The sequence below is a fragment of the Peribacillus sp. RS7 genome (genome assembly GCF_041956845.1).
Taxonomy (GTDB): domain Bacteria; phylum Bacillota; class Bacilli; order Bacillales; family DSM-1321; genus Peribacillus.
The window spans coordinates 1,623,815-1,638,868 of sequence record NZ_CP168135.1; the positions used below are offsets into that span (position 1 = coordinate 1,623,815).

The window sequence follows — 15,054 nt, forward strand, 5'->3', positions numbered from 1 at the left end:
TCTATTAATCTTCCTTATCGGTTTGGCCATATCTTCATCTAAACATCAATTACGGAGTGGTTTCCCTTTAACGAGCATGTGCTGCATCCTTGCTTGAGATTTCGGCATCGAAATCAGTTTTAGGAACGCTTGTTTTTCCAGGTTCAAGATATACTGTTCATCTACTTCCGTGCCAAACGGGAGTTTCCCCCCTGCCAGGACGTATGCAAGCTCTTTGGCTATGACAAGGTCATGATCGGATAAGAATCCAGAAAGGCGCATGGATTCCGCCCCTAAGAGAAGTGCGGCATATCCTGTTTCACCAACGACAGGAATCTTTGTGCGGGCAGGAGCGGTATAACCTTGTTCATACATGGAAATGACAGCCTGCTTCGCATCATATAGTTGATGATCCGCATTCACACTTATTCCATCATATGAATTAAGGAAATTATTCCCGCGTGCTTCCTCAGCAGAGGTCGAAACCTTTGCCATGGCGACCGTTTCAAATACTTGGTTGGCCACTTTCTGTAAATCAAAGTCGACACCCTTCGGCATATTCCTCAATGTCTTCACATAAAGTTCTTTAGTCCCGCCGCCGCCAGGGATCAAACCTACACCAGCTTCCACCAGTCCCATATATGTTTCAGTCGTTGCCTGGATGCGCGCAGCCGGAAGGGATACTTCAGCACCCCCGCCAAGTGTCATATTAAACGGGGCAACCACTACAGGAACTGCACTGTACTTAATTTTCAGCATCGCCTTTTGGAATTGGCTGATGACCATATCGAGTTCAAAAATATTGTCATCTTGCGCTTCCATCAACATCATTGCAATATTGGCGCCTACACAGAAATTCTTGCCTCGGTTTCCGATGACAAGGCCTTTAAAATTCGCTTCCGCTTCGTCGACCGCCGCATTGATCATTTGCATGATATCCAGACCGATTGCATTATTCGGCGAAGTGAATTCAAGAAGGGCCACTCCATCGCCGATATCTATCAAGCTTGCACCACTGTTTTTCTTGATTACGCCTTTTTGCTTCTTGATTGCTTTAAGATTGATCACCTTAGGATTTTCGACAATTTCTTTATATTCACCATTATCATAATAGTGGACTATGCCATTTTCTTCTTTATAGAAAGAAGTGATTCCCTTGGCGAGCATATCCTTTACCCATTGCGGAACGGTGATGCCTTCCGCTTCCAGACGGGCTACCGATTTCTCTACACCTATCGCATCCCAGGTTTCAAATGGACCAGTGGACCATCCGAATCCCCATTTCATCGCTTGGTCGATTGCCACGATGTCATCCGCAATGTCCCCAAGCAGTTGGGCAGAATACACAAGCGCCGGATTCAGCACATTCCAAAGCAATTGGCCAGCACGGTCTTCGCTATAAACAAGCGCTTTCATTTTATTTGGCAAGCCCTTGGCCTGTTTAGCCATTTCAATGGACGGCGCTTTTAATTTTTTTCGTGCATCGTATTCAAGCGTTTCGGGATTCAATTCAAGGATTTCTTTGCCTTTTTTCAAGAAAAACCCTTGTCCTGACTTGCTTCCAAGCCACCCATTCTTAAGCATTTCATTCATGAAATCAGGTATTTTAAAAACTTCTTTTTCTTCTCCATCCACCTGGTCATATACGTTTTTGGCAACATGTGCAAAGGTATCCAATCCAACTACATCAAGTGTCCGGAAAGTCGCGCTGGTTGCCCTTCCGATCAACGGTCCTGTAACCGAATCGACTTCACCTACACTATATCCGCCTTTTTGCATTTCCCGGAGAGTGACCAATAAACCATAAGTGCCAATGCGGTTTGCGATGAAGTTTGGCGTGTCCTTGGCTTGGACGACACCTTTCCCCAGTACATCTTCGCCAAATCGTTTCATGTATTCGAGCACTTCTGGTGAAGTTGCTTCAGTAGGGATGATTTCCAACAATTTAAGATAACGCGGCGGATTGAAGAAGTGGGTTCCCAGGAAGTGCTTTTGAAAATCCTCCGAACGGCCTTCTGCCATCGCTTCGATTGAAATTCCGGATGTATTCGATGAAATGATGCTTCCTGGTTTACGATGCTGATCAACCTGGGCAAAAACACTTTGCTTAACCTCAAGTTTCTCAACGACCACTTCGATGACCCAATCGACATCCTTTAAACGGCTTATATCATCTTCCAGGTTTCCCGCCTCGATCAACGCAATATTTCCCTTAGCCGAAAGCGGAGCTGGTTTCTGTTTTAAAAGTTTAGTAATCGCAGTTTGGCTAATGCGGTTACGCACTTGTTTATTATCTAATGTAAGACCCTTTTTCTTTTCATCCTCAGTGAGCTCACGAGGTACAATATCCAATAATAAAGTCGGAATGCCGATGTTAGCAAGGTGTGCAGCAATCCCTGATCCCATAACTCCTGACCCTAGAACAGCAGCCTTTCGTATTTGTCGAACCAAGTTCATATCCCCCTTACGCAATGTATTGAATGAATGCTCATTCATTTTTAACCCAAAAATTTTTTGAATATTTTTTCTTATTACTAATATAGAATATATTTGGAAATTCCGCAATGATTAAACAGGAAAAAAAATATTTTTTTCTCCAAATTCCTTTGGTTATTTCTCCTCCGTTCAGTAAAAAATAACCGTGCAGGAGGTGACTTATAAAATGAAGCGTAAAGATAATCCTTCTAAAGCAGCCGTAAGTGCAGCAAGCGTTAAAGGCAATGCCGGCCCTGGCGCTGAACGTCAACATGGAATTAATAAAGTGAACAGCCAGAACAATCAGTTTAAAAAATAAATCCTTCTTAATTTGAGCAGCCGTCCCTTATCCGGGGCGGCTCTCGCTTCCTATTTCTTGAATAGGCCTTTTAAAACGAAAGCAATATTGGCCGGTCTCTCCGCAAGGCGGCGCATGAAATATCCATACCAATCCGTACCATAAGGAACATATACCCTTACCTTATATCCTTCTTCTGCAAGCTCAAGCTGCTTTTCATTGCGTATGCCATATAACATTTGAAATTCAAATCGATCCCGGGGAATTCCCTGATCTTTGACCAAGTCCCTCGTAAAATCGATGATTTTATCATCATGTGTGGCAACTGCTGTATAATTGCCATTCAGCAAATGCTGCTTGATAATTTTCTTGAAATTCTCATCCACATCTTTTTTCTCGGGAAAAGCCACTTCCCTTGGTTCTTTATAAGCTCCTTTAACAAGTCTTAGATTCGGATGGTATGCATCCAGCTCCTCAATATCCTTCTCAGTCCGATACAGATAAGCTTGGATTACGGTCCCCAATTCATTATATTCAGACTTTAGGTTTTTGAATACATCCAAAGTTGGCTGACAGCGCGGAAAATCTTCCATATCAAGCGTCACGAAAACCTGATGGGCTTTAGCTTCATCCAAAATCCTCCGCATGTTATTCATTACGACCCGTTCGGACACATCCAAGCCCATCGAGGTCAACTTCAGGGATAACTGTGAATCCAGTTGATTTCTGCCAATCATGCGAATCGCTTCGATACACTCATCTGCCATCTTCCCTGCTTCATGTTCATCTTCAATGAATTCACCTAAATAATCAAGGGTAACAGCAAGCCCTTTCCGGTTTAGATGTGAAATCACACCGGATGCCATATTCAATGATTCTCCTGCCACGAAACGAGATGCACCAAACCGAAGCCCGTATTTTTTCGCTGCCTTTGTCATGCTTTTGTTCTTTGATAAAAAAAGAAATAGATTTTTCAATATTGCTTCCATCTGCATTCCCCTCCAAATCATTTTGGAAAATAGATGCACAAGATTATTTTACCATTTAATTCATTTTTCAGATATTTAGAATCAAGAATAAATAAATTTCATTATGGGAAAATTAAGCTCGTTTAAAGAACACTTAAGGAGGTAGAATGATGGAACAGCAAAATTCGTTTAACAGCCAACAGCAGTCCACCGGCTTTATGAAGCAGCCGCCGGAAATGGTTTCGGTGAAAGATAGCTTATACTTAACCGATATGCTTGCATGGAATCTGAATGCGATTAAAAAAGCACATTTTTTTGCCACACAATGCAAGGACCCGCAAATCATTGATGCATTAAATCGGTGCGGTCTCATGCATCAACGCCATTACGATACCATTTTGAAACATTTGAACCCGGACCAAATTCAGGGTCAACAACAATACCAGTAAAGGAGGGTTCTTGATGCCCAATGAAAACAAAGTCCAAAATCCAGAATCTCCTGTAGCCAAGACACCGCAAATGAATGACAGGGATTTTATAAATGATATGCTTACAACTGAAAAGTACTTTTGTAACTCCTTTTCCGTTGCCTTGCATGAAATGAGTAACCAAGCATTATTCCAAGACATTTTCTCCGTATCAAAAGAAAATCAGGAGATGCAGCGTGAGCTCTATAACCTTATGTTTGAAAAAGGCTGGTATAGTTTAGAAAAGGCGCAAGCTACCAGCTTAGGCCAATCGTACCAACAATTTTCCGGATATAAAAATCAATTTCCTTCTGGATCGAACCTTCAATAAGTAAACATTCAGGGGGCGGATTCTGCTCCTTTTGTTTTTTTGCTACAAATAAAGCCGGCCCATGGTGGGCCGGCTTTCCATTTAGATATCCGTTGAAAACATATACTTCTTATAGTGATACCGAATGCTGAATATTAAGCCCATGGCCATCATGTTCCCCATTAGCGAGCTTCCTCCATAACTGACAAATGGAAGCGGAATCCCCGTAATCGGTAAAAGGCCTACAGTCATGCCGATATTCTGAAAAACATGAAACGTCAACATGCTTATAACGCCAACACAGATATATGTATAGAAGTTATTTTTCGTGTCCATTCCCGTTTTTGTTATATGGTAAATCAATAGGAAAAACAAGGAAATAATGATACTTGATCCGATGAAGCCGAATTCTTCACCGATGATACTGAAAATGAAATCCGAATGACTCTCAGGCAAATACACTTCCCTCGAACCGATTCCCTTGCCTGTGGTCTGGCCGGAGCCGATAGCCAGTAATGATTTGGTTAAGTGATATCCTTCGGAGCTGGCATAATTATATGGATCCAGCCAAGAATAGATACGGCCGAATTGATATGATTTTACCCCTAGGTATTTTTCCAGGATTTCCGGCTTCCAAAGGACGAAGTATAGGACCAAGGAAGCGACGACAATTCCTCCCGAAACGATCGGCAGCAGGATCTTCCATGATACCCCTGATATGAAAATCATTCCGAGCATGATTGACATGATGACAAGCGAGGTACCCAAATCCGGCTGTTGCATGATTAACAATAAGGGGGCACCAGTCACAAGACCGATTTTAATAAGTAGCCAAATATCGGTTTGAATTGTTTTCAACGTGTTTTTGAGATGATGGTTCGAGATGACATTCGCTAAAGCCAGGATCAGGAAAACCTTCATGAATTCCGATGGCTGAATCGAACCGATTCCCGGAATGATGAACCAACTTTTCGCACCATTCCGGACAGGAACGATGGAATCTGGCATAATGATCAGCAAAAAAAGCAAAAATAATCCGAAGCCATAGGCATACCAAGAGATTTTTTTCAGCTGATCCGAATCCAGGGTGATGAACCCTAATACGATTCCAATCCCCACTATATACCAAAAAATTTGTTTAATTAAGAAGTTTTCAACGTACTGTCCAGTCGTTTGGGCACTATAGATTGCTAAGCAACTTCCAACGCATAATAACAGCAATATTGTGACCAAAGAAAAATCTATTCGTGATGAAAATTTATTTTGTTCTTCCATGCTTAACTCTCCCTTAAAAAGGCTCCTGCGATACAACTATAAATACACTTATTCATTATACTTTAAACAAATAAAATCACAACTATATAGAAGAATAGTTTACAGGCTTCACGGAGTTATTTCCATGAAGCCTGTAGGCAGGGGGAGTTATACATGTGATTCCTTTGATTTTCTCCGTTTCAGCAATCTGCTGACCAATCCATGGCTTGGGGAAAAGAGAAAGGCCAATCCGAATAATATGGCGGCCGATCCCACCATGCAACCGGATATCGAAGCATCCATAATGGTAGCTGAATAGTAACCGATGATGGAACTTAGCACCCCGACCCCGATACTGACCAATATCATACGGCTTAAACGGTCTGACAGCAGATAAGCCGTTGCCGCAGGTATGATGAGCATTCCAACTACTAAAATGGAACCTACACTATCAAAAGAAGCTACAGTTGTCAGTGAAATGAGGCTCATCAATAAGTAATGAAAGAACAGTACAGGAATTCCCATTGCAGCCGCAAGTGATGGATCAAAGGATACGAGTTTAAACTGTTTGAAGAAAAGGAAAATCAGGATGAGGTTCAGGATGAAGCAACCGCCGACGATCCAAACAGCTTTTGGTCCAGCCTCGATTCCCGCGATGGTCATCGTGTTCCAGGGAGTATAGGCTATTTCGCCATAAAGGACATGTTCCAAGTCAAAATCTATTTGTTGCGTATACAAGCTCACGAGTACGATCCCCATTGCAAAAAGGGAAGTGAATACAATCCCGATCGCTGCGTCAGATTGAACACCCGACGATTGGAACAGCTGGATTAAGAATACTGTAAGTAAACCTAGAGCAGCTGCCCCAATCAGCATTGGAACCGAGTCACGAGTCCCGGTTATTAAAAATGCCAATACGATTCCCGGCAAAACGGAATGACTGATGGCATCCCCTATCAACGTCATTTTCCTGACTATCAAAAAGCATCCTAAAACACTGCAAGAACTCGCCACCAATGCTCCGACTAAAATAATCCAAAAATCATTCATGATGAGTGGCTCCTTTTCCTTCTATCCTGTTCGAGAGAATATTTCTTTTTTGTCGATACCCTTCTCCATACAGATGAAAGCACTCCGCGTTTAGGTGCAAAAAGCATGGAAAAGAAAAACCATACCGTCGCGGATAAGACAATTAAAGGTCCTGTTGGCAAATCATTCACTGAGGTACTGATCAACGTTCCAGACACACCGCTCAACATTCCGAATACACCGGACAGGATGACCATGATATGCAGCCGCTCCGTCCAATACCTCGCAGAAACAGCTGGCGTGATTAGTAAAGATGCCATCAACACGACGCCTACAGCCTGGATACCGATCACTACAGCTGCCACGATCAGCATCATGATGAAATAATCCAGAAAAACAACCGGCAATCCCATTCCCTTAGCAAAACCAGGGTCAAAGGATAGTAATTTGAATTCTTTAAAAAACACGGTACAAGTGAAAATGAGTATAAAGGAAACCGTCATCATCATATATACATCGGACATGACCATTGAAGCCGTCTGCCCGAATAAAAAGGTATCCAATCCACTCTGGTTTCCATACTCGCTCTGCTGAATCTGTGTAAGCATGACAATTCCGAAGCCAAAGAAGGAAGATAAGACGATTCCCAAGGCCGCATCCTGCTTGATCTTACTGTATCGCGTTAGCACACTGATCAAGAAAACAGCCACTAAGCCAGCCAGGGCAGCTCCTATAAGAAAATAGGAAGTGGATTTCACTCCAGTTAACATAAAGGCGACACAGATACCTGGTAACGCTGCATGTGCTAGTGTGTCGCCAAGCAAAGACTGCTTTCTGAGGTAGGCAAAACTGCCGATGACCCCACTGCTTAATCCTAGGAACATCGTGCCAAGCAAAATCCACCTTGTATTTGGATCGGTAATAATATCCAGTATATTCATCGTGTACACCTCATTTTAATAACAGGCCGGACTTTGTGTCTGATAGTATCGCTAGGCGGCCTCCATATGTTGCCTGCAAGTATTCGGGAATGAACACTTCTTCTGTCGGTCCTATTTTCATCACCTTTTTATTCAATAACATCGTCCAGTCGAAATATTCCTTCACGGTGGAAAGATCATGGTGCACAACCAGAACGGTTTTGCCTTTTTCCTTCAATTCCATCAGCAATTGTATGATTGCTTTCTCTGTTGCGGCATCCACCCCTACGAACGGTTCATCCATAAAATAAATATCCGCTTCCTGTGCCAATGCACGGGCCAGGAATATCCTTTGCTGCTGCCCGCCTGATAGCTGGCTGATTTGGCGGTTAGCGTATTCAGCCATCCCCACCTTATCAAGGCACTCCATCCCCTTCTGCTTTTCGCCCTTCCCTGGTCGCTTCAGCCATCCGAGATGACCATATCTGCCCATCATCACGACATCGAGTGCGTTGGTCGGAAAATCCCAATCCACTGACTCCCGCTGCGGTACATAGCCGATACTCTTCCTCATCGATTTATAAGTAGATCCCTTTATTGTGATTTCTCCCGAAATTTTTGGAATCAATTCGAGTATCCCCTTTATCAAAGTGGATTTCCCTGCTCCATTGGGGCCAATGATACCAATTAAATTCCCTTCAGGCACCTCAAATGAGACATCTTCAACAACCGGTTTCTTATGATAAGCAATCGTTAAATTCTCGACCTTCAAAGCTGATTGATACATTTTTTCTCCCCCTTATTTCAAAGCACGGACGATGGTGTCGGTATTATGACGGACCATTCCGATATACGTTCCTTCTTCCGTCCCTCTTTCACCCATTGCATCCGAGAATAATTCACCGCCAATTTCCACTTTGTGGCCCTGCTTCCCGGCACCTTGAATCACAGCCTCGATAGCCTTCCTTGGCACGCTAGACTCAATGAAAATCGCTTTTATTTTGTTCTCTACAAGATAATTCCGCATATCAGTCACATCTTTTGATCCATATTCCGATAATGTATTGATCCCTTGAAGCCCTCTTACGTCCAGACCATATGACTGGCCGAAGTATCCAAAAGCATCATGTGCTGTAACGAGCACCCGTTGATCTTCTGGTATTTCATTTATTTCTTCTTGAACATATTTATCAAGTTCCTCCAACTGCAGTACGTACTCTTCATAATTTTCACGATAACTTGATTCATGGTCCGGATCAGTAGCAATCAACTCTTTCTTAACTGCTTCCGCCGCTACTATCCAAAGCTTTACATCAAACCATACGTGGGGATCATGTTCCTTCGCACTAACTTTTCGAAGTTGGTCCTCCTTGAAATCCTCCGTTACGGCAATCGTCGGTTTATCCTTGCTCATCATTTCAAATATATCCGTCATTTTCCCCTCAAGATGCACACCGTTATAAAAAATCATATCAGCCGAATCCAGTGTCTTCACATCACCCTGTGTCGCTTTATATAGATGGGGGTCGACTCCCGGTCCCATTAAACTTGTGACCTCTACATGTTTACCGCCGATATTCTCAACCAAGTCCCCAATCATTCCCGTTGTTGCAACGACATTCAACTTGCTACTGCCTTTATCCCTTTCGGCCGCGTCATTGCCGCACCCCGTTAAAATCAGCAATGCAGCAAGCACGCCCCCAATAGATTTTAGAAAACCCATCCATATTCCCTCCCTTTTTCATCTCTCTAAAAATGTTTGCCATGTGCAAAATTAAGCGTAAATTTTTTTACATTGTCGCAAATGCTAAAAAGTTTCCTCTACACAACTTATTTTATACTATACACAAGTATATGAAAAAAGTGCAACAATTTTTTCATAAAGCAGATTAATCATTTATTAAAAATCCCCAAAAATAACTTCGGGATCTGAGTTCACCGAATGATTTTACAAACAGCAAAAAACTGTCCGGAAAATCACGTGCACCTTCCGGACAGTCAGTCATTTCTATGAAGAAGAGTTCCCTCTTCCATAACATGAAACGTGATGAAGTTATATTTATATTGTGGAGTTTTAATGGTGAAAATAAACTTGAGGGGCTATTTCGATTGTTTATGGCGGGAAAACGTGAAATTCACGAGTAAATGCATGGGTTTCACGAGTAAAGTGTCAAAATTCACGAGTAAAAGCGCGGATTTCACGAGTAAAGTGCCAAAATTCACGAGTAAATGCGGAATTCACGAGTAATTCCTTATTATTCACTAGGAAAATGGCGAATTTCACGCCTAATGCCGTGGAATACAGAGTAAATCGCGTAATTCCCGACGGGCATTCCGTCATTCCATGTGCGCTGCCACTCATTTTTCCGACTTCAATGAAATTGCCAGGTACGCCAATCCCAATTCGATTCCGCAAAGTACAAACAGGGTAATTAAAGTTTGGACCATCATGATCTCCTCCTCCTCTAAGACTTAAACCAATCTTAAAGGATGAAACCCATACCAGAACAAGACCTTATTTGAAGAAATCCTCAGCAGCCCCACTGTGTTCTCTTGCTATGAAATGGGTTTCATACTGTACAATATAAAAAAAGAAAATACGGTGATCCCATGACAAATATTAAAGAAATTGCTCAAAGTGCTGGTGTATCTGTCTCAACAGTGTCCCGTGTATTGAATGACCATCCTTATGTAAGCCCTGAAAAAAGAGCGAGCGTTTTACAAGCCATTGACCGTTTGAATTATTCAAGAAACATCAACGCCATCCATCTTTCTAAAGGCAAAACAAATCTTATCGGCATCATCATCCCCTTCACCAATCACCCATATTACGGGGCAATCGTTAACGGAATTTCTAAACAGGCGAATGCAATCGGCTGTCATCTAGTCATCTTTCAGACCCATTACGAAAGAGAGAAAGAAATCCAGGCTTTGAATATGCTGCAAATGAAGCAACTCGATGGCATTATCGTTTGTTCAAGAATTTCGGAAATGAAAATCCTCTTGGAGTATCAAAAATATGGACCGATTATCTTATGTGAAGATACAGCCCAGGCTGAATTCTCATCCATCAGCGTTGATCATTATGCAGCTTTCTCCTGTGCCCTTGAATACGTGATTGCTAAAGGTTATCAGAAAATCGGATACAGTCTTGGCCGTAAAAAGAGCAGAAACAGTTCTCTCCGTACAAAGGCTTTTAACGATATCATGAGTAAACATCAACTTATAAACAATAAAGATTGGCTGTTTGAAGGCAGTTATCACATCAAAGACGGTGAACAATTGTTTCAGGATTGGAATTCGATGATGAATAAACCTGAGGCCATCATCATCACTAATGATGACACGGCGGCAGGCTTCATTCTAACAGCTAAGAAATCTGGCTTGAGGGTACCTGAAGATGTGGCCATTCTCGGCTTCAATAATGATAGCCTGAGTGAAATGCTCGAAATCACGACCATTTCCTTACCGCTGGAATGGATTGGGAAAATGGCAGTGGATCTATTCGAGAATCCCGAAGTGGTCAAACATGTAAAACTGGAATACGCCCTTATAAAAAGAAGGAGCGTTTAATAACGCTAAGAATAGCTTTACTTTTGTATCATCAAATCTTCCAGACTTTCTTGAACTAGGAAAAAATAACCACATAAAATAATCATTGCGATATCCATGAGATTATTTTATAATTTTGATATAGTAAAGTTTACTCAATTACTAGCAATCTATTAGCTATTGCATGAATTTCATGAGTATAATCGTCCGTCGTCAATTACAAGATGGCGCAACGATTTAAGAAAATTGAATACTTCCTCATTTACCGATGAGTTAGAGGCTGCAGCTTATAAAAGTAAAACGGACGAGATTCTGGAAAATTAAAGACTCCGTTTGAAAGGATAAGTTGCCGAAGTTTGGGTATATTCCATGTATACCTTGGCTGGCGGTGTTTCCGAACAGGAACATCACTGTCACGTTTTTTCTAAAAGCGTGGGGAGCTATCTTCGGAAGGATAAACGGGTTTATTATAAACAGCCGTCGATCTTTTTCGACTGCTGTTTTTTTATATTTCGTTCCCTTCCAATAAAAAGGAGTGTAACATCAATTGGCAAATTCACAACAAGCATCAAGCCCTACTGAATTGAAAAGGAGCCTGAAAGCGCGGCACTTGATGATGATTTCATTAGGTGGAACGATTGGAACAGGTTTATTTTTAGCAAGTGGCGGTGCCATTCATTCAGCCGGACCCGGCGGTGCCTTGGTGGCATACGCGATTATCGGCATCATGGTTTATTACTTAATGACAAGTCTTGCAGAAATGGCAGCGTTCATGCCAGTGGCCGGTTCGTTCCGTGTCTATGCATCCAAATTCGTCGATCCGTCTTTCGGTTTTGCGATTGGATGGAACTACTGGTATAACTGGGCAATCACCATTGCCGCTGAATTAGCAGCCGTTGTCTTAATTATGAAGTTCTGGTTCCCGGATAGTCCTTCCTTTATCTGGAGTGCCATTGCGTTAATTACAATGTTTCTTATCAATTACATGTCCGTTAAAGGTTTTGGGGAAACGGAATTCTGGTTTGCCATGATCAAAGTCGTGACGGTCGTCATATTCTTGATCACTGGTGTCTTGATCATCCTCGGAATCATGGGTGGGAAAGACCCAATTGGTTTTTCCAATTTCACAATGGGCGAAGGTCCCTTTAACGGGGGGTTCTTCACGATTCTAGGCGTATTCATGGCAGCTGGCTTTTCTTTCCAAGGAACTGAATTGCTTGGAGTGACGGCTGGTGAAAGTGAGGATCCGGAAAAAAATATCCCTAAAGCGATCAGATCCGTTTTCTGGCGCATCATCTTATTCTATATCCTTGCAATTTTTGTAATTGGAATGATCATACCGTTTACGGATTCACGTTTATTGAGTGAAGATGTTGCCGTAAGTCCATTCACGCTTGTATTTGAACGTGCGGGCCTTGCATTTGCTGCATCCATCATGAACGCGATCATTTTATCATCTGTACTCTCTGCCGGTAACTCTGGCATGTACGCTTCAACCCGTATGCTATGGGACTTGGCGCGTGATGGGAAAGCACCGAAATTCCTTGGCAAGTTAGATAAAAGAGGAGTACCAGTGAATGCACTTATCGTGACTTCCTTAGTTGGCTGCGTTGCATTCTTAGCTTCATTTTTCGGAGATGGTGTTGTTTATATCTGGTTATTGAATGCTTCAGGCATGGCCGGATTCGTCACCTGGGTCGGGATTGCGATTGCCCATTATCGGTTCCGCAAAGCCTACGTAGCTCAAGGCCTTGATATGAATGCTTTACCATACCGGGCCAAAGGCTTCCCATTCGGACCTATATTCGCACTTGTCCTTTGTATCATCATTATCATTGGACAAGGCTATCAAGCCTTCAGCAGCAATGGGATAGATTGGAATTCAATGTTCGTTTCCTACATTGGCTTGATTCTATTTTTCGTCCTATGGTTCGGCTATAAAATTAAGCATAAAACGAAAATAATTCCCCTTGAGGAATGTGACCTTAAATCCAAATAATACGTAAAAGGACCTGCTCTTCTCTAAACGGGGAAGAACAGGTCCTTTTTTCATTTCAAATGATAAACACGACATTCATATGGACGCAGAGGTTTGGTGGAGATTCCTTCTTCTTCCTGATCATAATTACCGATCAGCCTTGTAGCAGAATATGCATGCAGCTCTTCAGGCAAAGAATAGGAGGCCGGCTCCTCTTTAAAGTTGCATAGCACTAACAGCTTTTCTTCTTCAAACGTTCTCGTATAGGCAAATATTCGTTCATCATCTGGACAGAGCAGTTCAAAACGGCCATAAACGACGATTTCATGATTCTTGCGTATTTGGATAAGCCTTTTATAAAAATGAAAAATGGAATTCGGATCATTGTAGGCTTTTTCCGCATTGATCTCGGGAAAATTGGGATTAACCTTAATCCATGGACTCCCATTTGTGAATCCTGCGTTCCGGGAGTCATTCCACTGAATCGGTGTCCTCGCATTATCCCTGCTGCGGGCGTGAATGGCTGACATCATCCGCTCTTTTGACCAGCCACGCGAATTGACGAGTTCGTCATATGAATTCAACGTTTCAATATCCCGGTATTCATCGATGCTTTCAAATGTAACATTGGTCATGCCCAACTCTTCCCCTTGATATATATAAGGTGTCCCCTGAAGCATATGAAGACAAGCGGCAAGCATCTTTGCGCTTTCAATACGATACTTTCCATCATTTCCAAACCTTGAGACAACCCGGGGCTGATCATGATTGTTCCAGTATAAACTGTTCCAGCCATTCCCCTCCAAACCAGTCTGCCACTTGGAAAGAATTCGCTTTAAATCGCTTAGCTTCCACTTATCGTTACTCCATTTCCCTTCTGGTCCGCACCCCAAATCCATATGTTCGAATTGAAAGACCATATGTAGCTCACCACGATCTTTACCTGTAAACAATTGTGCTTCCTCCGGTGTGACGCCTGGCATCTCCCCAACGGTAATCACGTCATATCGAGAAAGTGCCCGTTGATTGATTTCCTGTAAAAACTCATGTATGCGCGGTCCATTCAGGAAAAAGGGGCTTCCATCACCATACTGCTTCTCATGATGAACGGATCCATCTGAATAGCTCTGATCTTTTGAAAGGAAGTTGATGACATCCATCCGAAATCCATCGACACCCTTATCCAGCCACCAAGTCATCATGCTGTAGATTTCTTCACGGAGCTTAGGGTTCTCCCAGTTTAAATCAGGTTGTTTCTTGCTGAATAAATGTAAATAATATTCATCCGTTCCTTCATCATATTCCCATGCCGAACCTTTAAAAATGGACTCCCAATTATTTGGCTCTTCCCCATTCCTTCCAGGTTTCCAAATATAATAATCACGCTTTGGATTATCTTTTGAGGATCGGGATTCAATGAACCACGAATGTTCATCTGAAGAATGGTTGACCACCAGATCCATCATGATCTTCATCCCACGTTCATGCACCGCCTTCAGCAACCTATCAAAATCAGCCATTGTCCCGAATTCAGTCATGATTGATCGATAATCACTGATATCGTACCCATTGTCATCATTGGGAGATTGATAAATGGGGGATAGCCATATCACGTTCACACCCAGCTCTTGTAAATAATCGAGTTTCATCAAGATCCCGTTTAAATCCCCTATCCCATCTCCATCACTATCCATAAAACTCCTTGGATACACTTGATACACAACTGCCTCTTTCCACCATGCTTTGTCCATGCCTTTCCTCCCCTCTTTAAACGCATTGACATAATCATTACACCAATACCCTATTATAAAGGGAGAAACTTCA

General features: G+C 42.4%; 14 protein-coding genes and 1 riboswitch. Of the genes, 5 read left to right on the forward strand and 9 right to left on the reverse strand.

The features are described from left to right. Positions 1 to 45: 45 nt before the first annotated feature. Entirely contained in the window at positions 46 to 2,385 is a 2,340-nt protein-coding gene (locus ACDZ29_RS08465) for a 3-hydroxyacyl-CoA dehydrogenase NAD-binding domain-containing protein (protein WP_375091119.1), read from the reverse strand. A gap of 256 nt (positions 2,386 to 2,641) precedes the next feature. Between ACDZ29_RS08465 and ACDZ29_RS08470 the strand changes: the two genes are divergently transcribed. After that, entirely contained in the window at positions 2,642 to 2,773 is a 132-nt protein-coding gene (locus ACDZ29_RS08470) for a YuzL family protein (protein WP_289314483.1), read from the forward strand. A 50-nt stretch (positions 2,774 to 2,823) separates the two neighbouring features. On the opposite strand, the gene ACDZ29_RS08475 is transcribed toward ACDZ29_RS08470, so the two are convergent. Further along, a complete protein-coding gene (locus ACDZ29_RS08475) occupies positions 2,824 to 3,741 on the reverse strand; it encodes a proline dehydrogenase family protein (protein ID WP_375090651.1) in 918 nt (305 codons plus the stop codon). Positions 3,742 to 3,890: 149 nt separating this feature from the next. On the opposite strand from ACDZ29_RS08475, the gene ACDZ29_RS08480 reads away from it, so the two are divergent. Further along, a complete protein-coding gene (locus ACDZ29_RS08480) occupies positions 3,891 to 4,169 on the forward strand; it encodes a hypothetical protein (protein ID WP_289326868.1) in 279 nt (92 codons plus the stop codon). 13 nt (positions 4,170 to 4,182) lie between these two features. Then, a complete protein-coding gene (locus ACDZ29_RS08485) occupies positions 4,183 to 4,518 on the forward strand; it encodes a spore coat protein (RefSeq protein ID WP_289326869.1) in 336 nt (111 codons plus the stop codon). Between the two features lie 81 nt (positions 4,519 to 4,599). Here the strand turns inward: ACDZ29_RS08485 and ACDZ29_RS08490 are convergent, their stop codons facing one another. The 6 genes from ACDZ29_RS08490 to ACDZ29_RS08515 all read right to left on the reverse strand — a co-directional run bounded on the left by ACDZ29_RS08490 (position 4,600) and on the right by ACDZ29_RS08515 (position 10,062). Next, complete coding sequence (locus ACDZ29_RS08490; RefSeq protein ID WP_375090652.1) at positions 4,600 to 5,772, reverse strand: FtsW/RodA/SpoVE family cell cycle protein; 1,173 nt, start codon at positions 5,770 to 5,772, stop codon at positions 4,600 to 4,602. Positions 5,773 to 5,919: 147 nt separating this feature from the next. Continuing rightward, positions 5,920 to 6,801 carry a metal ABC transporter permease gene (locus ACDZ29_RS08495; RefSeq protein ID WP_289326871.1) on the reverse strand — a complete coding sequence of 294 codons (882 nt, stop codon included), beginning with the start codon at positions 6,799 to 6,801 and terminating at the stop codon, positions 5,920 to 5,922. Beyond that, the gene (locus ACDZ29_RS08500) at positions 6,798 to 7,721 is read right to left on the reverse strand and encodes a metal ABC transporter permease (protein ID WP_370016746.1); all 924 of its coding nucleotides are present in this window, start codon (positions 7,719 to 7,721) and stop codon (positions 6,798 to 6,800) included. Before ACDZ29_RS08500 ends, ACDZ29_RS08495 begins: the two co-directional genes overlap by 4 nt. A 10-nt stretch (positions 7,722 to 7,731) precedes the next feature. Continuing rightward, a complete protein-coding gene (locus tag ACDZ29_RS08505; protein ID WP_375090653.1) occupies positions 7,732 to 8,487 on the reverse strand; it encodes a metal ABC transporter ATP-binding protein in 756 nt (251 codons plus the stop codon). Positions 8,488 to 8,499: 12 nt separating this feature from the next. Next, complete coding sequence (locus tag ACDZ29_RS08510) at positions 8,500 to 9,423, reverse strand: metal ABC transporter solute-binding protein, Zn/Mn family (protein WP_375090654.1); 924 nt, start codon at positions 9,421 to 9,423, stop codon at positions 8,500 to 8,502. Between the two features lie 447 nt (positions 9,424 to 9,870). Then, positions 9,871 to 10,062 (reverse strand): hypothetical protein, encoded by a 192-nt coding sequence (locus ACDZ29_RS08515; RefSeq protein ID WP_375090655.1) that lies wholly within the window; start codon positions 10,060 to 10,062, stop codon positions 9,871 to 9,873. A 248-nt stretch (positions 10,063 to 10,310) separates the two neighbouring features. Between ACDZ29_RS08515 and ACDZ29_RS08520 the strand changes: the two genes are divergently transcribed. Continuing rightward, positions 10,311 to 11,273 (forward strand): LacI family DNA-binding transcriptional regulator, encoded by a 963-nt coding sequence (locus tag ACDZ29_RS08520; protein WP_289326876.1) that lies wholly within the window; start codon positions 10,311 to 10,313, stop codon positions 11,271 to 11,273. A 245-nt stretch (positions 11,274 to 11,518) separates the two neighbouring features. Continuing rightward, a riboswitch (Lysine riboswitch) is annotated at positions 11,519 to 11,703 on the forward strand. Between the two features lie 96 nt (positions 11,704 to 11,799). Then, complete coding sequence (locus tag ACDZ29_RS08525) at positions 11,800 to 13,251, forward strand: amino acid permease (RefSeq protein ID WP_289326877.1); 1,452 nt, start codon at positions 11,800 to 11,802, stop codon at positions 13,249 to 13,251. 50 nt (positions 13,252 to 13,301) lie between these two features. Here ACDZ29_RS08525 and ACDZ29_RS08530 read toward each other — a convergent pair whose 3' ends face one another. Next, positions 13,302 to 14,981, reverse strand: coding sequence for an alpha-glucosidase (locus ACDZ29_RS08530; RefSeq protein ID WP_375090656.1), 1,680 nt, complete (start codon positions 14,979 to 14,981; stop codon positions 13,302 to 13,304). Between the last annotated feature and the right edge of the window lie 73 nt (positions 14,982 to 15,054).

Bases quoted from the DNA above. Each gene is read 5' to 3' on its own strand.
- ACDZ29_RS08465 (WP_375091119.1), bottom strand. From the start codon at position 2,385: ATGGGATCAGGGATTGCTGCACACCTTGCTAACATCGGCATTCCGACT.
- ACDZ29_RS08470 (WP_289314483.1), top strand. From the start codon at position 2,642: ATGAAGCGTAAAGATAATCCTTCTAAAGCAGCCGTAAGTGCAGCAAGC.
- ACDZ29_RS08475 (WP_375090651.1), bottom strand. From the start codon at position 3,741: ATGGAAGCAATATTGAAAAATCTATTTCTTTTTTTATCAAAGAACAAA.
- ACDZ29_RS08480 (WP_289326868.1), top strand. From the start codon at position 3,891: ATGGAACAGCAAAATTCGTTTAACAGCCAACAGCAGTCCACCGGCTTT.
- ACDZ29_RS08485 (WP_289326869.1), top strand. From the start codon at position 4,183: ATGCCCAATGAAAACAAAGTCCAAAATCCAGAATCTCCTGTAGCCAAG.
- ACDZ29_RS08490 (WP_375090652.1), bottom strand. From the start codon at position 5,772: ATGGAAGAACAAAATAAATTTTCATCACGAATAGATTTTTCTTTGGTC.
- ACDZ29_RS08495 (WP_289326871.1), bottom strand. From the start codon at position 6,801: ATGAATGATTTTTGGATTATTTTAGTCGGAGCATTGGTGGCGAGTTCT.
- ACDZ29_RS08500 (WP_370016746.1), bottom strand. From the start codon at position 7,721: ATGAATATACTGGATATTATTACCGATCCAAATACAAGGTGGATTTTG.
- ACDZ29_RS08505 (WP_375090653.1), bottom strand. From the start codon at position 8,487: ATGTATCAATCAGCTTTGAAGGTCGAGAATTTAACGATTGCTTATCAT.
- ACDZ29_RS08510 (WP_375090654.1), bottom strand. From the start codon at position 9,423: ATGGGTTTTCTAAAATCTATTGGGGGCGTGCTTGCTGCATTGCTGATT.
- ACDZ29_RS08515 (WP_375090655.1), bottom strand. From the start codon at position 10,062: ATGAGTGGCAGCGCACATGGAATGACGGAATGCCCGTCGGGAATTACG.
- ACDZ29_RS08520 (WP_289326876.1), top strand. From the start codon at position 10,311: ATGACAAATATTAAAGAAATTGCTCAAAGTGCTGGTGTATCTGTCTCA.
- ACDZ29_RS08530 (WP_375090656.1), bottom strand. From the start codon at position 14,981: ATGGACAAAGCATGGTGGAAAGAGGCAGTTGTGTATCAAGTGTATCCA.